This window comes from Psychrobacter sp. Rd 27.2, from assembly GCF_001921755.1.
In the GTDB taxonomy this organism is placed as follows: Bacteria; Pseudomonadota; Gammaproteobacteria; order Pseudomonadales; family Moraxellaceae; genus Psychrobacter; species Psychrobacter celer.
The window spans coordinates 33,069-54,905 of sequence record NZ_MRYB01000001.1 but is presented as its reverse complement, the minus strand read 5'-3'; the positions used below and the strand labels follow the sequence as shown (position 1 = coordinate 54,905).

18 protein-coding genes are annotated in these 21,837 nt (G+C 47.3%); 8 read left to right on the top strand and 10 right to left on the bottom strand.

Annotation, left to right across the window (positions count from 1 at the left end):
• The first annotated feature begins 285 nt into the window (after positions 1–285).
• The 5 genes from BTV99_RS00200 to hemJ all read left to right on the top strand — a co-directional run bounded on the left by BTV99_RS00200 (position 286) and on the right by hemJ (position 4,396).
• On the top strand, positions 286–1,242 hold the full coding sequence (locus BTV99_RS00200; protein WP_075100350.1) for a DUF368 domain-containing protein: 957 nt from the start codon (positions 286–288) through the stop codon (positions 1,240–1,242).
• Positions 1,243–1,407: 165 nt separating this feature from the next.
• On the top strand, positions 1,408–1,800 hold the full coding sequence (gene aciT / locus BTV99_RS00195) for an AciT family ciprofloxacin tolerance protein (protein ID WP_256713690.1): 393 nt from the start codon (positions 1,408–1,410) through the stop codon (positions 1,798–1,800).
• 148 nt (positions 1,801–1,948) lie between these two features.
• Positions 1,949–2,458: an SCP2 sterol-binding domain-containing protein gene (locus BTV99_RS00190; RefSeq protein WP_256713689.1), complete on the top strand. Its 510-nt coding sequence runs from the start codon at positions 1,949–1,951 to the stop codon at positions 2,456–2,458.
• Between the two features lie 226 nt (positions 2,459–2,684).
• A complete protein-coding gene (bioB, locus tag BTV99_RS00185) occupies positions 2,685–3,833 on the top strand; it encodes a biotin synthase BioB (protein WP_075100348.1) in 1,149 nt (382 codons plus the stop codon).
• 128 nt (positions 3,834–3,961) lie between these two features.
• Positions 3,962–4,396 carry a protoporphyrinogen oxidase HemJ gene (hemJ, locus tag BTV99_RS00180; RefSeq protein ID WP_075100347.1) on the top strand — a complete coding sequence of 145 codons (435 nt, stop codon included), beginning with the start codon at positions 3,962–3,964 and terminating at the stop codon, positions 4,394–4,396.
• Between the two features lie 168 nt (positions 4,397–4,564).
• Here hemJ and BTV99_RS00175 read toward each other — a convergent pair whose 3' ends face one another.
• The 5 genes from BTV99_RS00175 to BTV99_RS00155 all read right to left on the bottom strand — a co-directional run bounded on the left by BTV99_RS00175 (position 4,565) and on the right by BTV99_RS00155 (position 11,188).
• A complete protein-coding gene (locus BTV99_RS00175; protein ID WP_256713688.1) occupies positions 4,565–5,353 on the bottom strand; it encodes a hypothetical protein in 789 nt (262 codons plus the stop codon).
• A gap of 226 nt (positions 5,354–5,579) precedes the next feature.
• Positions 5,580–6,083 carry a hypothetical protein gene (locus BTV99_RS00170; protein WP_075100346.1) on the bottom strand — a complete coding sequence of 168 codons (504 nt, stop codon included), beginning with the start codon at positions 6,081–6,083 and terminating at the stop codon, positions 5,580–5,582.
• 76 nt (positions 6,084–6,159) lie between these two features.
• Positions 6,160–6,876, bottom strand: coding sequence for a ribonuclease PH (gene rph / locus BTV99_RS00165; RefSeq protein ID WP_075100345.1), 717 nt, complete (start codon positions 6,874–6,876; stop codon positions 6,160–6,162).
• 203 nt (positions 6,877–7,079) lie between these two features.
• The gene (locus BTV99_RS00160) at positions 7,080–8,870 is read right to left on the bottom strand and encodes an AMP-binding protein (RefSeq protein ID WP_083608453.1); all 1,791 of its coding nucleotides are present in this window, start codon (positions 8,868–8,870) and stop codon (positions 7,080–7,082) included.
• A 590-nt stretch (positions 8,871–9,460) separates the two neighbouring features.
• The gene (locus tag BTV99_RS00155) at positions 9,461–11,188 is read right to left on the bottom strand and encodes an AMP-binding protein (RefSeq protein ID WP_075100344.1); all 1,728 of its coding nucleotides are present in this window, start codon (positions 11,186–11,188) and stop codon (positions 9,461–9,463) included.
• Between the two features lie 598 nt (positions 11,189–11,786).
• Between BTV99_RS00155 and parC the strand changes: the two genes are divergently transcribed.
• Positions 11,787–14,093, top strand: a complete 2,307-nt coding sequence (gene parC / locus BTV99_RS00150; protein WP_075100343.1) for a DNA topoisomerase IV subunit A — start codon at positions 11,787–11,789, stop codon at positions 14,091–14,093.
• 142 nt (positions 14,094–14,235) lie between these two features.
• On the opposite strand, the gene BTV99_RS00145 is transcribed toward parC, so the two are convergent.
• Together BTV99_RS00145 and BTV99_RS00140 are read right to left on the bottom strand one after the other, a co-directional pair.
• Positions 14,236–14,709 carry a BLUF domain-containing protein gene (locus BTV99_RS00145; protein ID WP_075100342.1) on the bottom strand — a complete coding sequence of 158 codons (474 nt, stop codon included), beginning with the start codon at positions 14,707–14,709 and terminating at the stop codon, positions 14,236–14,238.
• A gap of 144 nt (positions 14,710–14,853) precedes the next feature.
• A complete protein-coding gene (locus BTV99_RS00140) occupies positions 14,854–15,459 on the bottom strand; it encodes a hemerythrin domain-containing protein (RefSeq protein ID WP_083608452.1) in 606 nt (201 codons plus the stop codon).
• A 209-nt stretch (positions 15,460–15,668) separates the two neighbouring features.
• Between BTV99_RS00140 and BTV99_RS00135 the strand changes: the two genes are divergently transcribed.
• Entirely contained in the window at positions 15,669–16,499 is an 831-nt protein-coding gene (locus BTV99_RS00135; protein ID WP_241900755.1) for an HAD family hydrolase, read from the top strand.
• A 239-nt stretch (positions 16,500–16,738) separates the two neighbouring features.
• Here BTV99_RS00135 and BTV99_RS00130 read toward each other — a convergent pair whose 3' ends face one another.
• A complete protein-coding gene (locus BTV99_RS00130) occupies positions 16,739–18,358 on the bottom strand; it encodes an AbgT family transporter (RefSeq protein WP_305956330.1) in 1,620 nt (539 codons plus the stop codon).
• Between the two features lie 405 nt (positions 18,359–18,763).
• A complete protein-coding gene (locus tag BTV99_RS00125; protein WP_075100341.1) occupies positions 18,764–19,027 on the bottom strand; it encodes a hypothetical protein in 264 nt (87 codons plus the stop codon).
• A gap of 265 nt (positions 19,028–19,292) precedes the next feature.
• Between BTV99_RS00125 and BTV99_RS00120 the strand changes: the two genes are divergently transcribed.
• Positions 19,293–20,453: a PotD/PotF family extracellular solute-binding protein gene (locus BTV99_RS00120; protein ID WP_256713687.1), complete on the top strand. Its 1,161-nt coding sequence runs from the start codon at positions 19,293–19,295 to the stop codon at positions 20,451–20,453.
• A gap of 38 nt (positions 20,454–20,491) precedes the next feature.
• On the opposite strand, the gene BTV99_RS00115 is transcribed toward BTV99_RS00120, so the two are convergent.
• Positions 20,492–21,727, bottom strand: a complete 1,236-nt coding sequence (locus tag BTV99_RS00115; protein ID WP_075100340.1) for an FUSC family protein — start codon at positions 21,725–21,727, stop codon at positions 20,492–20,494.
• Between the last annotated feature and the right edge of the window lie 110 nt (positions 21,728–21,837).

The following is a 21,837-nucleotide window of genomic DNA, read 5'->3' as shown; positions in this document are numbered from 1 at the left end:
CGGCAAGATACTATGTATACTGGGTGCCACGTGCTACTGGTATTTATTTTGTGCAGCATCTATCGGCGTAGGTACGGCACACAAAGTACATGAATACCAGTCGCGCCGTACCTGTTCTAAAGTGGAGTAACCATGCGCTCAAAAAAGCTAGGTTGATACCTTGTCATCGACCTAGCTTTTATGTTTATCTCGTTGCATTTTTTCTTTATTAGCTTTGTTGCACTATTAGCTTTGTTTCACTCGATATTTTACCCCATCACGTATTTTTGTATAAAGGATGTACCCATGACGGCACCTCAATCACCGCGGCCAAGCGAGTCGTCAGCAGCGGATAACCAGCCAAAATCGCTAGCAGCCACTTATATCAAGGGCATGGCGATGGGCGCCGCTGATATTGTCCCTGGTGTCTCTGGCGGCACCATTGCTTTGATTGCCGGCATCTATGAGCGCCTGATCAATGCGCTTGGCAGTATTGGCCCCAGCTTGTGGCAGGTGTTTCGCGCAGAGGGCGGTTTACGAGGTTTGCTTGCGGTCTGGCGACAAGTCGATGCCACGTTTTTGTTGTTTTTGTTGCTGGGTATTGCCAGTAGTTTTGCCACGTTAGCAGGTATGATCAAGCATCTCTTAGCCCATCAACCACTACTGATTTGGTCGTTCTTTTTTGGTCTGGTCGTCGCCACGGTATTTTTATTACTGACAGAGATTAAACGCTGGAATATCGGCCGCATGCTACTGTTTTTGGTAGGGATTATCAGTGCTGTGGTGATTAGCAGCCTACCAATCATGACCACCACGCCAAGCTTGCCTTATTTGTTTTTTGCCGGGGCAGTGGCTATTTGTGCGATGATATTGCCTGGGGTATCAGGGTCTTTTATTTTGCTGTTATTGGGTGCTTATGATGCTGTGTTAGAAGCGGTCGATACCATGAACCTTAGCATTCTTTTGACCGTAATCGCTGGTATGGCAACAGGGCTGTTGTTATTCACGCGGGCGCTCAAATGGTTACTAGCGCGCTATTACCAAGCCACGCTCGCCCTACTGACCGGCTTTATCGCCGGCTCCTTGGTCAAAGTATGGCCGTGGAAGGTCGATGCGTTGGGGACGCTCGACAGCGACGCCATTTATAACGTCATGCCATGGCAGTATCCGGCAGGCGCGCAGTGGGCGACCACGATAGGGCTAATGCTGCTTGGCGCTGTATTGGTATCCTTGCTCTCGTGGTGGGGTAATCGCCACGCTTAAGGCCGCTTATCGGCTTTGTGATTGGTGCCTAGCATTTAAAAAAAACAAACGTCAACGGTTGTCGCAAAGTCGCCTTTACCCTCTTTAGCTTTACTCAGCAAGCTTTCATAATAGTCGCATTGTTATAAGAAATTCACCTTATCAATAGCGAGATGAATGATGTTAATGACTGTTTTTTCCTTTATCGGTATAGATAGCTTGAGTGGTACGGCACTGTTTGCGTATGGGCTACTGGCAGGTTTGGTGCTGGCGTTGGCGTTGTCATCACAGCGCTGGCTGCTATGGTATCTATTTGGCGGCATGGCCTATTGGCTAGCAGTCGAGGCCGTCCAAAGCCTATTGATCAGTCGCCCGGCCCTGCTAGCGCTATCAGAATGGCACAGCTATGTCATCGCTATGGGTATCAGCTGGTTGCCGCTGGCAGGCTGGGTGCTGTATCGAGCCATACGCTACGATGATGTCAGTCAGTCAGTACAGCAGCAGCGCGAGTTGCAAGCCGCGCGCTATATTGAGCATACGCCAGTGTATGACGACGATTATCAGCCGCGTTTTCATTGATGATGGCTAATGTTACAAGATACTAAACGCTCTCTACTTAACTACTAAAGAATTGAGGGTATTTGATGGTTTATACTCTGATTATATATTTGCCGAAAAAATTCATATAAAGTACGCTATATTTTTTGTCTTATTCTTTAGGAGTTTTATGATGTTTACGCTACCTGTATTAGATATCAAGTCTGACCCGTTAGATGTATTGCTGGCCGTGATTGGCTATCGCCTCTCTATGCTGGCCGATACTGATAATGAAGACGTACAAAAGCTACTTGCGGATCGTGATGTGACCATCGAGCTTGCCAGCACTGAGTCTGGTATTGCACGTTATTATCGCTTTGATAATGGCCAGTTTAGTCAGCAAAGTGGCCATGCAACAGAAGCCGATTTGACCATTACTTTTAAAGACTCGATGACGGGCGTAAAGCTGCTAACCAAAGGCGATTTGCCAAGCTTTATGACGGCGGTACAAGAAGGCAACTTAAGTATCGAGGGTGACTACAGCTTGATGATGTGGTTCAATAAACTTGCCAAGCACATCGTGCCCGCCATCCCAGAAGAATACAAACCTTATATCCAAAAGGCCAAGCCTTACGCTTATAAAGCGCAGCAGTTTGCCAATCATTGGATCGGTGTTGCTAAGCACAAACTGGGTAAGTAATCACCTATTTGCTAAAGTGTCCTTTATAACTCTATATTCCTTTATAATTCTATAAAGGCTAGACTTATCAAGGCGTTATCATTGGTGTTTTGATGTTATCGACTATCAGTACGCTTTGGCAGCATTCTGACTTTCTCAAAAGGTTGCGGTATACTATATCGTAGCCTTTTTTATCATATAAAATCACAACCTACTCTCTTCATCGTATTATAAAAGGATTTACCTTATGGCAGGATTGCTTAATATCTCAGAGCCCAGCAGCCAGCAAAACACAAAAGACAACGGCTTGGAGCCTGACTTTTTGACCGACATAAAGACCGAAGCGACGGCGCAGCCTACCTCTCATAGCAGCTATAGCCGTGATGATATCGCGCGGTTGTTTGACTTGCCATTGATGGACTTGCTGATGCAAGCACAGACTGTGCATCGTCAGCATTTTACAGCCAACGAAGTACAGATTAGTACCTTACTATCTATCAAAACTGGCAACTGCCCTGAAGACTGTGGCTACTGCTCACAATCAGGCCATCACCGCGACACCACCAAACTGCAGGCAGAAAAACGTATCGAAGTCGATAAGGTCATCGCCGCCGCTAGGCGCGCCAAAGCCACGGGTTCGTCGCGCTTTTGTATGGGTGCAGCTTGGAAACACCCAAGCGCCAAAGACATGCCGTATGTGGTCGAGCTGATCAAAGAAGTCAAAGCATTGGGGCTTGAGACCTGCATGACCCTAGGTATGCTAGATGACCGGCAGGCCGCACAGCTGGCTGATGCAGGGCTTGATTATTACAATCACAACCTAGATACCTCGCGGCGCTACTACGAGCAAGTGGTCAGCACCCGCAGTTATGACGAGCGCCTAGACACTCTCGCTCATGTTCGTAACTCTGGTATCAATGTCTGTAGCGGTAATATCGTGGGGATGGGCGAGAGCCGTGATGACCGTATCGACTGGGTACATGAGCTGCTAAAAATACCCAAAGCGCCTGAATCTATTCCGGTCAATCTATTGGTGCCCATTCAAGGCACACCGATCGGTGATAAAGTCTTAGCAGAAGGCCAGCTCTCTGTGCTGGAGTGGATACGTACCATTGCGGTGACGCGTATCTGTTGTCCGACCAGCTACGTGCGCTTATCTGCTGGCCGCGAGAGCCTCTCTGATGCCGAGCAAGCTTTGGCCTTTATGGCAGGTGCCAACTCGTTTTTTTATGGTGACAAACTATTGACCACAGGTAACGCCAGTCAATCGAGTGACAATAGACTGATGCGTGAGCTCGGCCTCACTGCTCAGTTTGCCGCCCCTCGTGCGCCAAAGCAGGTGCCTGTGCTGGATGCGATGAGTGGTCATCAATCACAGGTCGTGTTGGCGCAGTAGCCCTTTGTATGCCATTGATTGATAGCTGCGTTGGTAGTCATGTTGGTAGTTGCGCTACTAATGAGCAATATGTGCTAAGCTTGCCGACATGATGGAGCCTACCCGACCAAACAGTAAGAGAGAGGATAATGGCAGATTATTTTAATTGGATCAAAGCGGCGCATATTATTTCTATGGTTTGCTGGTTTGCTGCGATATTTTATTTACCGCGCTTGTTCGTCTATCATGCGATGAGTGAGGACAGTATCAGCCACGAGCGTTTTGCTATCATGGAGCGCAAGCTGTATCGCGGCATCATGACGCCATCGATGATAGCGACATGGGTTTTTGGCTTATGGATGTTAGGACTGGGCTGGGAGGTGTACAAAACCCAAGGCTGGCTACATGCCAAGCTACTGCTGGTGGTACTGCTCTCAGCCTACCACGGTGCTTGCGGTTTTTATCGCAAAAAGCTGATCGATAACCCACATTACAAAACCCATAAGTTTTGGCGCTGGTTTAATGAGATACCTGTTTTTGCCTTGATATTTATCGTGATTTTGGTGGTGGTCAAACCGTTTTAAAGACAGCGACACGAGCTAGATTGATCAAACCAAAACGCCCGTCATCTCTTTAGATAACGGGCGTTTTTTGTAAAGCATGTAAGGTTGCTGTGCCTACGCCGCTTGCTGCTGCGCAAAACTCATCTTTGTCTCGCTGTAGTGTTTTTATCCTGAGCCTATTTATCACGCTTAAACACTTGGGCGCATGATTTGATAGACATTGCTCAAATCATACACGCGGTAACGCGCAGGCTCTCGGCGGTTTTCGCCTGCATAGCTAAGAATCAGTGCTTGCTTGGCACGCTCATCGACCCAGCCGACAAACAAGCCGCTATGCTCGACGCCATTGTAGCCGTGGTTGATATAATACAGCCAGTCACCTGCTTCTATCTGACTGCTATGAGCATAAGGCCCTTGGCGGTATGTGCCTTTGTGTACTGTATCTCGCGTCACCCCTGCTCGCTTAAACACTGCATCTAAATAATCCCAGCAGCCGCCTTGAATGATTGTACGCTCATTGAGCGCCATTTTACGTGCTGTACTAATGACTTCACGCGCCGCCATACTGCTTTGGCGCTCTGCGCTGCTCAGTATCGGTAAATATTCACTATCGACATTGTCATAGCTACCAGACAAAAACGCTGGCAGCACAGATGGCGCTTGATAGGCGCGCTCAGGATAGCGATATGCCGTGCTCCCCACTGGCGCGGTAACTGCCGTGTCAGCGCGATAGCTATCGGCGCGCTGAATACGAGAGCGCGTACTAATCTTAGCAGAAGGGACGGTTGAATATGATGGGGTATAACGGGCGCTCAGATCTGACTGAGCTGATTTTTGCGCGATAAGCACACTCATACTATCGGCATGAGAGGATGCCATGCCACCTACAAGCAGCAATAACACGCTACATGACGCTGTAATCGGCGACGATACAGACAGTGACATAGACGATGACATAGACGATGACAGACGCGACATGACTGACTCCTTGTCAAAGGTACCATTGACAACAAAAAAGCAAAATACCAGTTTTCATTCTTACTTATAAACCATTTGGGCACAAATCTGCAAGCACTATAGTTCATTCACTTTAAACACGATACCGGGTAACTGGTATGAGCGTATCGATTTTATTTCGAATTGACTATAGCAATAGCATCGCTTAAAGAAAGGAAATAAGGCTTAAGAAAGGTAGATAGAAAAACTAAGAGGGAGACGGGTTGTCATTCATCTTAATATTGACATGGCGTTTGCCAAATGTCTGGCCTTGTAATATCGCTTGGGCGGCTTTGGCCTCTTGCACACTCTCAAAGCCGCTGATCTGGCACTTACAGCTACCATCGACATCCGTGATCTGTAGCTGCTCACCCATCAGTGTGACATTATCACTAGCGATAAGGGTGATGTGCTGACGCTTACCTTGATGGTCATGCACCAGCTCACCACTACGCACCCACAGCACACCGCTACTGATATTTTTGCTCACAGCTTGTCTTTGCTGCTGGCGTTTTTTATTAAAAATAAAACTACCAACGATGAGCAAAGCCAGCGCGCCAATAGCAAGGCGCTCAGGCAACAAACTCATGGCCATCGCGACCGCCACGGCACCCACGAGCAAGGCGGTGCCAAACCAAAACATACCATTGTCAGCCGCTGGTGCTTGATTTTGCAAGGTGATTTTGGCGCCGTCATCGGTCAGCTTGAGCATGTATCGTTACCTATTGCCGAGTATTTACTGCAAGAATGATGCGTCTTTAGAGGACGATAAGACCAAAAAACGTCGCTTACCAGCCCAGCACCGTCTGCTGCATGGTAATGAGCTCCGCAATGCCTTTTTCGGCCAGCGCTAGCATATCGTCTGCTTGGGCGCGAGTAAATGGCTTTTCTTCGGCAGTGCCTTGTAGCTCAATGAACTCGCCCTTTTGGGTCATGACGACGTTTAGATCGGTATCACAGCTAGCGTCTTCTTCGTAGTTGAGGTCCAAGTACGCTTTGCCATCTTTCATGCCCACAGAGACCGCGGCCACCAGGCCAATCAATGGATCGGCTTTGAGCTTTTTGGTTTTTTGTAGACTCTCTAACGCATCGATCAGCGCGATGGCCGCTCCTGTGATACTGGCGGTGCGCGTACCACCATCAGCTTGGAGTACATCACAATCAAGATAAATGGTGTTTTCACCAAGTTTGCTCAAATCAATCATAGCGCGCAGACTACGACCGATGAGGCGCTGAATCTCTTGCGTACGACCTGACTGCTTACCGCGCGCCGCTTCGCGTTGGTTACGGGTGTTGGTCGCACGTGGCAACATACCGTATTCGGCCGTGATCCACCCTTTACCCTTACCCTTTAGCCAGCGTGGTACGCCAGACTCAACACTAGCGGTACACAGGACTTTGGTATCGCCAAAGCTGACTAACACTGAGCCTTCAGCATGCTTGGTATAATGGCGCTCAAAGCTGATCGAGCGAAGTTGGTCAAGCTCACGATTGTCAATACGCATAAAAATTCCTAGTACTTGTTTTAAAGCAGTGTTGTAAAATAAGTGTTGTCAATAAAAGGTAGCACGCACAAAGCGGCATGAACCACAAACTCTCAGCCAGCCAATGTCTAAGCCGATGCCCGTATGACGATATCCTAACGTGGCAGCGGCGCAATAGCAAGATTCACTCCAGCCATTACGCCGCTGCAAAAAAGACGCTAGTGTTATTCTAGACCTTCCATCTTACGCAATTCTTTACGCAAAATCTTACCGACGTTTGACTTTGGTAATTCATCGACAAACTGTATATGACGCGGACGCTTATAGCCTGTCAGTTGCTTTTTACCAAAATCAAGCAACTCTTGCTCGGTGACCTCGCCTTTTTTGACCACAAACAGCTTAGGCTCTTCGCCGCGCTGCTCGTTTGACACACCAATAGCGCCGCACTCCACCACGGCTGGATGCTCGCTCATGGCTTCTTCGATTTCATTTGGATAGACATTAAACCCTGACACCAAAATCATGTCTTTTTTGCGATCAACGATTTTGATAAAGCCTTTTTCGTCCATGATACCGATGTCGCCTGTTTTTAGGTATCCATTGCTGGTAAAGGTCTCGGTGGTTTCTTTTGGACGGTTTTGATAGCCGATCATCACCTGTGGGCCTTTGACACAAATCTCGCCGCGATCGCCTAATGCCACTTCGTTTTCGTCTTCATCGATGAGTATCACATCGGTGCTCGAGGCTGGAATACCAATTTTGCCAGTAAACTCAGAGATGGTCATTGGGTTAAAGGCCACCACAGGCGAGGTCTCAGACAGACCATAGCCTTCAACGATAGGCAATCCTGTGATTTTATGCCACTCTTTTGCCACGCTTGGCAACACCGACATCCCGCCGCCGATAGAGGCTTTTAGGTTAGAAAAGTCCAAGTCGGCAAAGCTTTCTTTGTGTACCAAACCATTAAACAAGGTATTGACCGCTGGGATAAACGAGGGCTTGTATTTGCCCATCTCTTTAATCAAACCATCCAAATCGCGTGGGTTTGGAATCAGCAGCCCTGCATAGCCTTGATACATGCCGTACATACCGCAGACCATAAAGGAGAAGACATGATATAGCGGTAGTGCTGTCAAGATGACATCATTGGCATCGACATCATCGTCAAAGGCACTATTCATCAAGGCGCTGATCTGTAGCATATTGGCGACTAGGTTGCCGTGAGAGAGCATGGCACCCTTGGCCACGCCTGTGGTGCCGCCGGTATACTGGAGCAGCGCCACATCGCTGAGGTTCATATCTGGACGCTGGTACTTGCTGGCTGATACAGCGTTTAGCGCTTGTTTAAAGCTCACACTGTCTGGCAAGCTATAGGCTGGAATCATTTTTTTGACATGGCGAGCCACAAGATTGACCACCGCGCCTTTGAGCGTGCCCAGCATATCGCCGATTTTGCACAAGATCACATGCTCGACCTGACCTTTGTCTTCGGCATCTTGATAAGTCTTAGCAAAGTTTTCGACGATAAACAGCGCTTTGGCACCGCTATCATGCAGCTGATGCGACAGCTCGCGGCTGGTATAGAGGGGATTGACATTGACCAGCACCATCCCTGCGCGAATAATACCCAAGGCCACGACAGGATACTGCAAGATATTGGGCATCATCACCCCAACCTTATCACCCTTGACCAGTCCTAGTGACTGCAAGTAGCTGGCGATTTGGCGACTGTACAAATCCAATTGCTTAAAGCTAACAGAAGCACCCATGCAGATATAGGCAGGCTTTTGCCCATAACGACTAAAATTACGCTCAAACACATCAAGTAAAGAGGTATTGTCCTCTGGCATATCGATAGTTGCTGCGATACCATAACGCTCATAAGCACTCAACCACGGACTGTCGCTGTCTATCGTCGGCATATCGGGAAAGGCATTGTCTTGATATGCCTGCCTAGCGGTATGGCCCGTGGCAGCTTGATCCTCTGTCGTCTCTTTATTGATACTGTCGGTCATAATTTTCCCTAAATGTTGCCGTTAAAAACATAAAATAATCAAAAGCGCGTCATCATTTCTCGCCCTTTAGCCATGCATCGATTAAAAGCAATACATCGATTAAAAGCAGTGCATCGATTCAATGAAAGACATGCCCCAATAAAGCACCCTTATCTATCGCAGCAAATCTGTGGCTACAAAAGCTTATGAATAAAAAAACAAGGCAACACCATTGGGTTTATCATTCATAAGCTTTGCAAGTCACAAAGCCATACCACGTCATCGATAAGTGGCACCATGCCTTAGCCACACGCTAAGGTATACCTTACTGTCATTATGATGGTTTTGCCAAACCGCTCAAGCCAAACCAACAGATATATACAAAAATAGGTCGGTGGGCACTATAGCAGTTTTATGCAAAATTCTCTATCTATGGCGATGATGTTGTACAGACAAAAATAGCAGAAAAGACAAAAAATGATAAAGCAGAAATCAGCGGCCTTATCATTTTTGTGTACGATGACATCTCGAGCAAAACCCATCCGGACTATAGAATCTTAGCCCTAGTGAGTTGTGATTAGCTAATCAGCTTAGCTCAAGCAAGCAGAAGATTAACCGTGGTTTTTTTCTTCAAGCTCTCGCAAGTCTTTGCGTAAGATTTTACCCACGTTTGACTTTGGTAGCTCGTCGATAAACTCTACATAACGCGGACGCTTATAACCCGTTAGATTCTCTTTGCCATACGCGATGACTTCTTCTTCTGTTAAGCTGTCATCACTACGTACCACATAAATCTTTGGCACCTCACCGCTTTTTTCATCATCGATACCGATGACACCGCACTCTAAGATTTTTGGATGGCCTGACATGGCGTCTTCTACTTCGTTTGGATAAACGTTGAAGCCTGACACCAAGATCATGTCTTTTTTGCGATCGACAATCTTAAAGTAGCCTTCTTCATCCATCACACCGATGTCACCGGTACGGAAATAACCATCCGCCGTCATCACCTCGCTCGTGGCATCATCGCGTTTCCAGTATCCTTTCATCACCTGCGGCCCGCGCACACTAATCTCTCCGCGCTCACCAATCTCAACCTCATTACCCGCCTCATCCAAGATGGCCATATCTGTGGCTGGCATTGGCAGACCGATGTTGCCTGAGAACTCGCCTGTCCCTTGTGGGTTTGCTGAGGCAACAGGCGAGGTCTCTGATAGACCATAGCCCTGTACAATGATATTGCCCGTGATTTGCTGCCATTTTGCCGCTGTATCCTTTAGCACAGCCATACCACCGCCCATCGACATCTCAAGCTTGCTATGATCGAGCGCTTTGAATACTTCACTATTGGCAAGCGCATTAAACAAGGTATTTACCGCTGGGAAAAACGCAGGTGGATAATCTTTGTAGGCTTTGATTAAGCTTGCGCCATCGCGTGGGTTAGGTACCAAGAGCCCAATACAGCCGCGATAGAGGCCGTACATGCCACAAACGGTAAATGAGAAAATATGATATAGCGGTAGTGCCGTCATAATCACTGGCTGCTCATTCATTTTTTCAAACTTATCAAAAGCATCGCCTAAGTACGTGTCACACTGAATCAAGTTGGCAACCAAATTGCCATGCGTGAGCATCGCGCCTTTGGCCACGCCTGTGGTACCACCGGTATACTGTAGTACCGCGACATCATCCAAACCGATGTCATTGGGGCGCTGATAGCTGGCCGCCGAAAAGCGATTAAGCGCTTTTTTGAATTTGACGCTACCATTGATATGATAGGCTGGCACCATTTTTTTGACATGGCGCACCACCGTATTGACGATGAACCCTTTCAGCGGGCTCATCAAGTCGCCCATCGATGTCACCACCACATGATCGACCATCTCCTTGCCGATATCTTCGTAGGTTTTGGCAAAGTTTTCTAACAAAATCAATGCCTTGGCATCAGAATCTTCTAATTGATGGCCAAGCTCTTTGGTGGTATAAAGTGGGTTGACATTGACCAGCGTCAGACCTGCCCGCAGTACGCCCAAGACAGCAACGGGCAACTGCAGGATGTTTGGCATCATTACCGCGACTTTATCGCCTTTTTTTAGGCCGAGGGACTGTAGATAGGCGGCGACCTGCTTACTATAACGGTCTAATTCTTCGTACGAGAGTTTGACATCCATACAGACAAACGCGGTTTTGCCAGCATGTTTGATGAAGTTTTGCTCAAGTATCTCAAGCAACGAGGTGTCGGCGGGCGGCATATCGATATCGTACTGCATGCCAAGTTTTTCGTAAGTTTTGACCCATACTTTGTCGTTACGACGAATCAAGTTACCGTGATTTTCCATAATCTTTTCTCTCCTAGTAATAGTACGCTACCGTCCACTCATACAAATCACAGCGTGACAAACACACAAAGTCTCAAAGCACTGGCAAACCATGGTGATGGCTGTCAGGCACCGACCTTGCTGTATGGTGACAAGCAAACCCTATAGCGGTAAATAGCCCTTTGTTCATTAACATACACACTTTATAAAGACTACTCAATACAAAAGATTGCTACTTGCGTTCGCAAAGCTACTTGACGCTCGTTAATGTTATTATTATCAATCAGTTAAGCAATAAATGACTCGCCATTTCATAGATTTTCATTTTCTTATTTATTAATAGACAAATTTCTACTTTTATACCAAACCATCCTCACTGACGCAGTTATTACTAAAGCGTGGCGAAAACGCTGGCTTTTATTGTATGTGAAGCGAGTTGTGTTATTTTACCTTGCTTGCTTGCCTGAACAGGCACGTCACACCCTGTCGTCTATTCTGAGTTATCTCTTTTTAATTTTGCCGATATCCTTTACGATAGCACTATCTTATTTTGGCGCTGATGCGCATTATTCACACCTATTACCGATACCTATTAAAACTGATAAGTGAACCTTACTTTATGTCCGATGTTATTGACCATACCGTCCCTGCCGCCCCTTCTCATGAGCCGATGGATACCCGCTCGGTAGCGGAGTTCACCGAGCAGGCTTATCTCAACTACGCCATGTACGTCATCATGGATCGGGCGCTACCAAATATCGCCGATGGTCTAAAGCCCGTCCAGCGCCGTATCGTCTATGCCATGAGTGAGCTTGGCCTAAAATCCTCTGCTAAAGCCAAAAAGTCTGCCCGTACCGTCGGTGATGTACTCGGTAAATACCACCCGCATGGCGACAGTGCTTGTTATGAAGCTATGGTACTCATGGCGCAGCCGTTTAGCTATCGCTATCCGCTGATCACCGGTCAAGGCAACTGGGGCAGCCCTGATGACCCCAAATCCTTTGCCGCCATGCGCTATACCGAGGCCAAAATGTCTGCCTATGCCAACACCTTGCTGGCCGAGCTCGGCCAAGGCACGGTCGATTGGCAAGATAACTTTGATGGTACCTTACAAGAGCCTATCACCCTGCCTGCGCGCCTGCCCAATATCTTGTTAAACGGCACGACAGGGATCGCCGTCGGTATGGCCACCGACATCCCGCCGCACAACCTAAATGAAGTGGTACGCGCCGCCATTCGCTTACTAAAAAATCCTGAGCTATCGGTAAAGCAGCTCACCCAGTCGATACCTGCGCCTGACTTGCCCACGCCAGCTGAGATCATCACCAGCAAAAAAGACTTGCAGGCCATGTACGAAAGCGGCCGCGGCAGCTATAAAATGCGCGCGACCTACCATATCGACCCCAAAGAAAAAAACCTCGTCATCATCGATGCGCTGCCCTATCAAGTCTCAGGCAACAAAGTGCAAGAGCAAATCGCCAAACTCATGCTGGACAAAAAACTGCCATGGGTGACCGACATCCATGACGAGTCTGACCACGAAAACGCCTGCCGTATCGTGCTTGAGCTACGCTCTACCCGCGTCGATGTCGAGCGCGTGATGAGTCACCTGTTTGCCAGTACTGACCTTGAGAGTAATTATCGCGTCAATATGAATATGATTGGCCTAAACGGTAAACCGCAGGTCAAAAACCTCAAAGACATCCTTGAAGAGTGGCTCATTTGTCGCCGCTCGGTGGTCACGCGGCGCTTGCAGTATCGCCTCGATAAAATCGATAAACGCTTACATATCTTGGCAGGGTTGCTGATCGCTTATCTACATATCGATGAGGTCATTCGTATCATCCGCGAGGAAGACGAGCCAAAGTCAGCATTGATGGAAGGTTATGATCTGACCGACATCCAAGCCAATGCCATCTTGGACATACGTTTGCGTCAGCTGGCAAGGCTTGAAGAGATTGAGCTGCGCCGCGAGCAAGATGCACTAGACGCTGAGCGCGCCACCATTCAAGAGCACTTGGACAACCCAGACAGTCTGACCAATCTGATGATTGAAGAGCTGAACGCCGATATGAAAGAACACGGCAACGAGCGCATGTCACCACTAGCAGAGCGCGAAGAAGCGCAGGCGCTAAAAGAGTCGGATCTGGTACCAAGCGAGCCTATCACCGCGATACTCTCAAAAGCAGGCTGGATTCGCGCTGCGAAAGGTCATGACGTCGATGCCGCTGGTATGAGCTATCGCTCAGGAGACAGCTATCAAGCGCACGCACGCGGTAAGTCCAACGAGAGAATCTACGTACTCGATAGCACAGGGCGTAGCTATAGTGTCGACGCGCATAGCCTAGCCTCAGCGCGTGGTCAAGGCGATCCGCTGACCAGCGTACTCAAGCCGCCAGCAGGTGCCAGCTTCGAGCAGCTAATAACTGGTCGCGACGATCAGCGTATCATCCTCGCCAGCTCTAACGGCTATGGCTTTATCAATACCCTTGGCAACCTCGATAGCAATCAAAAAGCCGGTAAAAAAATCATCAATCTAGCGGCCGATAGTCGTCTGCTTCCTGTCGTGCGTATCGATGCGCCAGCAGAAGTGACGGTTCATGTTGACGGTGCAAGCAGCAACGAAAACGTGGCACCTGACCATGTCGCTGTGATAACCAATGCAGGGTATTTATTGGTATTTGCCCTTGATGGCTTGCCCGAGCAAGCACGTGGTAAAGGTAATAAGCTGATTAAACTAAAAGACGGTGAAGAAGTGCTTGCTATCACGCCGCTAAGCTTGCGAGACAGCCTAGTCATTACTGCGGGCAAACGTCATGTGACACTAAAACCCAATGATTTGGCCAACTATACAGGCACTCGTGGTAATCGCGGCGGTCAGTTGCCAAGGGGCTTTCAGAATGTGAGTTCGGTTGCGATTGGGTAATCATGGCGATACTTTGTGCTCTAGGCTCTAATAGGCACAGCCCTCCATAGTGTTAATAAAAAGCCGTCTATACACAAGGTGTAGACGGCTTTTTTATGCACGCTAAAACAAATGGTCAGTATAGTGAAAAGACACTACTCGGCTAAAACTTGCTAAAGTTGCTATCTCCAAACACTGCTGTCAAGAAGCTTTCAATCTGAGTGCTTGTCATCAGATAGGGATTATAGTCAGAACCTGCTGAGAAGCTTTTTAGAGCATAATCTTCATCTTCAGCGTTTGAGGTGAGATGCTTGACTAAAAACCCATTCCATTGACGCGACTCTATTTCATAGATATTCACAATATTAGGGGAAATGACTGAGTGTTTATCAAGTATTTTTTCTAAGGCAGTATTGATATCAGGCCTTGTCCCCTGAAAGCTTTGCACAAAATAACCTTCGCTAATGACCAAAGCTGAAACTATACGATTATCTTCAAAATATCTTCGCCAATACTCAAGTGCACGAGTCAGCTCCACGCCCGAATCTAGGCCGATGTTTTTGGCGACGTATGTCATGTTAATAAGAATATGCTCGCCATTTCTTTTTTTACTTTCTGAGGTATAGTTTGTCGTCATCGGTATAAGAAACCTTATTTATTTGAAATACTTATCTAAACTAAAACACACTTTATTATAATACATAATAAAATATTTTTTAGGTTTTAATCGACTTTCTTTTACTTGTTATGATTTTTTAGAGTTATAGATAGCATTTCATCTTTAGCCCTGTCGCAACCCCAAAATAGGAATAACCAAGTCTTCCTCATCACTCAGATGCTGCGACAGTAAATCGGTGACATCCAGCAAGGTTTGATGTAATTGTACTGCCAGTACTTTATCCTCAACCTCACTTCTCGTCAGCGTATCGTTTTGCAGCTGCAGCTTATCGAGTAGCGCATCCAAGCGCACATGGTCGCGCCCCAATATCTCAAACCCTGCCTGTAGCTGCGGGTACATCCGAATAAATTCAGGGAAAAACCCCTCGTCCTCCACGCCATGATGCTGATGCAGCTTGAGGATATGCATATTGATACGTTTGAGTAGCTGCGAGCGATATTTTGCCCAGTCGTACTCACCAGATTGATAACCCTCACTTATCTGTGTCAAGATACGCTGGCGTTTGCGTATGTTAGTATGTACCTTTAGCCAGCCCGATGTCTTATAGGCATAATCTGCGCCAAACCATTGATCAGGCGGTAACTTATTGAATAAAAATAACCACTCCGCCTCTAGCCGACTCTCAGGATGACGCGGTGATGGAGCAAACAAATCATCGTCTAATGCTTGTGGACTAGCCTTATTATCGCTTGTGGTAGAGAAGGTCATGCAGGTGTCCTTAGGTCGTGGCTTTGGCTGATGACTGGCGCTGATAACGCTCACTCAAACGTATCACCAAGCACTTATATATTTGCTATTTTATTAAAAATAACTGCAATTACAATAGATAATATTTAGATTTTATATAGCCCGTGCCCCACTCTGACCCATTAACTCAAAAGACTTACACGGTTGTTTTTTAAACATAAAGGATGCTCATGTTTATTGTAGATAAGGCTGCGACAGCCAGTATGAACCATACATTGCCTGTGCCAAAAGTGATATTTTTTGATATCGACGATACGCTAAGCCGCAACGGTATTATTGCAGCGCACAACAAGGCTACCCTTGAGGCGCTTGCCCAAACCGGCATTAAGCTGGTGATTTCTACAGGGCGCTCTAAAGCGATATTGCCGGCTGATATTTTGGCCTTGCTCGAGGCAGAGGTTTTAGACGCCATTATCTGTATGAACGGACAGTACAGCTTTGATAATCAGGGCTTAATCAGTCACTATCCGTTGTCTGCTGAGCAGGCGGACAAAATCGTGCAGTTATGCCAAACCAGTCAGCTGATTCATAAGTTTGACTCAGCGACTCATATCGCTTGGTCGGGGGAAAATGAGCGTCTGCGTGAATTCAATGCCAAAACCCCCAACTCCATCGTCGATCCCCTCTACTATCTATCAAACCCTGTTTATCAGTGCTCGGTGTTTTTTAACAATCAATTCGATAAAATGCAGGACATCAATTTTGCACAGGACGATTTAAAGCTAGTACATTGGCATCAAATTGGCGCGGATATTTTGCCTGCCAACGCCTCAAAAGCCCGTGGCATCCTAGACGTTTGTGACTATTACGGCGTAAATGCCAGTGAATGTATGGCGTTCGGCGATGGTATGAATGATTTGGAGATGTTTGATTTGGTCGGCTATGCAGTCGCGATGGGCGATGCCCAGCCTGCACTGATCGAGCGCGCAGATTTTGTCACAGGTACCATTGAAGAACATGGTATTCAAAAGGTGCTTGAGCAATTTAAGGTGGCGTCATAAATAGAATATAGTGAGTTCAGTATAAAAACGATACAGTGGGACTGGGATAAATTTTTCGCAGCCTCTGTCGGCGCAGGCACAGCACGCAAGGAAAATTTATACCAGTTCCACGTTGACATATAATGTATCTGTTTTATTTAGAATTGACTATAGTCTTAAGCAAAACCCTTGCCAATCGCTGACAAGGGTTTTTATTTTTTATATCAGCTAAATAGTATTAGCGATTATTCAAATAACAACTACTGAGCAGGATAATAGGTCTCTGCGCCAGGGCCGACTGGCAGACCCAGCACAAACACCCAGACAGAAAACAATATCGTCCAACCAATTAAAAAAGCCATGGAGTACGGCAGCATCATCGCCATCAAGGTTCCCACCCCAGTGTCTTTTTTGTAGCGCATTGCTACTGCCAAGATAAGACCAAAATAGCTCATCATCGGCGTGATAATATTGGTGGATGAGTCGCCAATACGGTAAGCCGCCTGAATCATCTCTGGCGCATAACCTGTGAGCATGAGCATCGGCACAAAGATCGGTGCGGTCACCGCCCACTGGGCAGACGCCGAACCGAGCATCAGATTGACCAGACCACAAATGATGATAAAGCCTACCAGCAATAAAGGCCCTGTCAAACCAACATCACTTAAGAAGGTCGCGCCAGACACCGCCATCACCGAACCAAGGTTTGACCACTTAAAAAACGCGGTAAACTGCGCGGCAAAAAACACCAACACAATATAAATACTCAAGGAGCTCATGGCGTTGCTCATGGCATCGACCACGTCTTGATTGCTCTTGATGCTGCCGGTAATCTTACCGTAGATATAGCCTGGTAGGGCAAAGAACACAAAGATAAAGACCACGATGCCTTTTAAAAATGGTGAGCCTGATACCAGACCGGTCTCCGCATTACGCAAGATGCCATCTGCAGGCACCACGGTCCACGCCAGCAATAAGCAAAATATGAGCATGCTTAACCCTGCCCATAGTAGTCCCTTTTTCTCAACTGACGATACTTTTTCGATTTGTGTCTCTAGTACAGAGGCATCGTCAGCGTCGTTAGGATTGTATTTACCTAGGCTTGGCTCAACGATTTTTTCGGTGACAAAATAGCCCAGACCACTGATCAAAAAGGTACTGGCGATCATAAAGTACCAGTTGGCCTCTGCGCCGACGGTGTAGGTAGGATCGATGATACGCGCCGCTTCTTGGGTAATCCCCGAAAGCAGTGGATCTACGGTTCCTAATAATAAATTGGCACTATAGCCGCCTGACACCCCAGCAAACGCTGCAGCCAGACCGGCTAGCGGATGCCTACCAAGTGAGTGAAAGATAACGGCCGCCAGTGGTATTAATACCACATAACCAAGCTCAGCGGCGGTGTTTGACATGATGCCAGCGAACACAATGGTAAAGGTCACCATTTTTTTGGGTGCATTCATGACCAGACCACGCAGGGCGGCTGATATCATGCCAGAGTGCTCAGCAATACCGACACCGAGCAAGGCCACCAGCACCGTACCAAGCGGCACAAAGCCGGTAAAGTTGGTGACTAAATTTTCAACAATGCGTGCTAAACCCTCGCCGTTCAATAGGTTAACGACTTCGATCATGCCATCGGCACTACGCCCGCTGGTGCCCTCAGGGCGCGGATCTATCACCGACACCCCAAAATAAGACATCACAGCTGAGAGTACCAACAGCAGCACAGACATCCAAACAAACAAAATGACCGGATGCGGCAGTAGATTACCGAGCCACTCAACCCCCTGTAAAAACCGCTGCATACGAGAGCTTTTCGCTGCGGTATCAAAGTTATTGTTTGGTGGACTGCCATTTGGCGAATTACTTCCTTGCATAGCCACTGCTCCATTTAGGACTTAAATAAATTGATAGGTTTCAAACATATGAAAACGTTGATAAAAGATAGCGATTGAAACATAGTTGGGAAACAGAAACAAATACTTTTGGCTTATAAAACCAAATGTTTGCAATTTTGGACAATCTATAAATGACAAGGAGCCTATATATAGTGAGTTCAGTATAAAAACGCTACAGTGGGGCTGGGATAAATTTTACGCAGTCTTTGTCGGCGCAGGCACAGCACGCAAGGATAATTTATACCAGTAGCGCTATAACATTTTTAAATTGAATCTACTATATTCACCAGTACAATCATCAATACAAGTAAACCAAAAACAAAAAAGCGAGAGATTAGAATATCTCTAATCTCTCGCTTTTGCAGCGGTGCCGCAGTACTGTCATTAACGCGTGCGCGCTAGCAGACCATAAATCCAGCCGCCTATTTTATAAAGCCCAATCACCAGTAAAATCAACACCAGCGCCGCCAGCACATAGGCCAGCCAATTCGGCACGCTGCTCAGCCAGCCAATGGTAAAGGCCATCCCCATGTAGGTTTCTACCGGCCAATTGACGATAGGCGTCGGTGAGCCTGAGTTAAACATCGCCATAAAAACGATGATACCAATGATGGCAGCAATCACGCCGGCACGGTTACGGTTATTCATATTTTCTCCTAATCTTACACATATATTTGGTTTTTTAGTGACTTGCTCAGTAACATACCCTGAAACGACAGCATCATCTTAGTTATTTTGTTGTACTTTTTATGGCGACGGTAGGCGCGGTCAAAATCTCTTTGCGCCGACCCTTTAAATCAGTAACACTAATGGTCATAATAGTATCGATCACCGTATGCAGCGTTTAGTGCTTTGTATACGCCCGTTTTTATGCCGTTTTATTGATTTGACTTTATTCTTTAGGAGAGATATTTTGACACACGTATCATCATCCCAAGCGCCTGCCCGCTCTGTGGCCGGCATCGGTCGCCTATTGCCTACGGCCGTGACAAAGACTGCGCCAAAAGCCTTGCTTGCCATGGCAGTCGGCTTAGTACTTGCCAGCTGTAGTAGCTCTGACAATGCAGCAGCGGATGGCAGTGCTGGCGCAAGCAATGAGACGCTTAATCTGTATAACTGGTCAGAGTATATGCCTCAAGAGATTCTCGATGGCTTTGAAGAAGAGACCGGTATCGCCGTCAATTACACCACTTTTGACTCCAACGAAGCGATGTACGCCAAGCTCAAGCTACTTGATGACTCTAGCCAATACGATTTGGCGATTCCATCGACGTACTATGTCGAAAAAATGGCCAAAGAAGGGTTGTTGCAAGAGCTCGATAAATCGAAATTAAGTAACTTTAACAACCTTGATACGTCATTTACCAATACCAAGGTCGATCCAGACAATAAGTACTCGATTCCTTATATGTGGGGCAGTACAGGTCTTGCCATCAATGGTGATAGCGTCGACCCTGCGACCGTCAATCGTTGGAATGATCTGTGGGACCCGAAATACAAAGGTCAAGTGATGCTGACCAACGACGTGCGCGAAGTCTTTGGTATGGCACTACTAACCCTCGGCTACTCAGGCAACAGCAGCAATCCTGAGGAAATAAAAGCCGCTTATGACAAGCTCACCACATTGATGCCAAATGTCAAAACCTTTAACTCAGATGCCACGCGTATGCCCTATATCGAAGGGGAGACGGCGCTTGGTATGACGTGGAATGGCGAAGCGGTCATGGCCAATGATGAAGGCTTGACCAGCTTGGTTTATAAATACCCATCTGAGGGCGCGATATTGTGGATGGACAACTTTGTCATTCCCAAAAATGCCAAGCAAGTGGATGCCGCGCATAAGTTTATCGACTACCTGCTTCGCCCCGAAAACGCCAAAATCGTCAGTGAAGAGATTGGCTATGCGTCGCCAAACTTAGCCGCACGCGAGATGATGGACGAGTCAGTACGCAACAATCCGGCGATTTATCCTTCTAAAGAAGTACTGGCAAAAGCAGAGTTCCAAGAAGATGTGGGTGACGAAGCGTTGCAAATGTATCAGCAGTATTGGGATAAGCTAAAAACAGGCCGTTAACTTTGGTTATTGGTCTGCAAAAAAACGATAGAGATGGATTATAAATGCAAATCCGTCTCGCCGCCTTTGTCCTCGATGCGGCGTTGCTCGCGGCGCTGATAGCGTAGGCCTGAGGCTGCAAACCACTGCGGCTTGGTCTTTTGTAATAAGTCGCTGAGGCGCTGAAGCTGCACTTGTAGCGTCTGAGTCAACCAAAAATAGCCCTGCCATTCAAAGCCTAGGTTTTCTACACTGGGGTATTCAGAGACCGCAATACGGGTGATCGGCCGAAACACCTCATCGCTCGGACTGCGTAGCACCGCCGCCATATGCAACATGGCTTGGGTCAGCTCATGCTGGTAGTGTATCAGCAAAATATGGTTTTCGTCGTCGATTTCGATATTGGCCAAGCGCGGCGCTGCACTGAGCAGCAAATCAATCGTCCCGATGATGTTACGGTGGGTACGCTGGATGGTTTCTAGGGTTTCTTTGTCGATACCTGACTCGCTGGCGGTCGCTGCAATATGTGGGCGCACAGCCAGCAGGCGTTTATTGATTTTTTGTAGCGCTTTGACCAGTGACTTGTTGACTGGCGTATCAGGGACAGAGCTGCTTTGGGGGTAAACGATACTCGCTGAGCTGGTGGCTTTGGTGTATTTAAAAGGCTTTGGCACCAAGACCTCAGCATCGATATGATTGCCAACGCCTGCGTATAGATTGCTACAAGTCTCCAGATTATTGGCCAACAAAAACCGCCACATCAAGGTTGATTTTAAGGGCAAAATCATCGTCGCGCCGACCGCCACCCCAGCGCCAATCAAGATATTAAACGCGCGGTACAGACCATCTTGACCGACATTGCTATGATCAGGGCTAGAGACAATCATCAGCATAGTGATGCCGGTGAGCAACCCGATATAGCCCAATTGTTTGACCGCCACATAACCGATGATGCCGCTAATCAAACCAATCAGCGCATAATATAGCCACATCCAGCCGCCAATGTCTTGACTCACCCACAAAAACCCCAACCCCACGGCCACACCAAGTATTGTGCCAAGTATCCGCTCTTTGGCTTTGGTATAAATCGCCCCTTGATACTGCAGCAGTCCCAAAATGACAAACACAGTAATGGTCGTCCACTCCCCGTTTGGAAAGTGTGTAAACTCATTTAATAATAAGGCGGCGAGCACTGCCACCCCCAAACGGATGGCGTGCAGGACATCCGCATGCTGGTAGCGCGCATAAGGCTCAATGAACGGTGCGCTAAATCGCTGCCAAAGTTTTGGTTTCACGCAAGGTCACTCTTATTAGATGAATAAAAAAACAGTCGCTTGGCACACGTCTTAGTAGGCTCAAACCCTCATGCGCCACTGTCTATCAAGTAGCTTAAACACTTCACCGA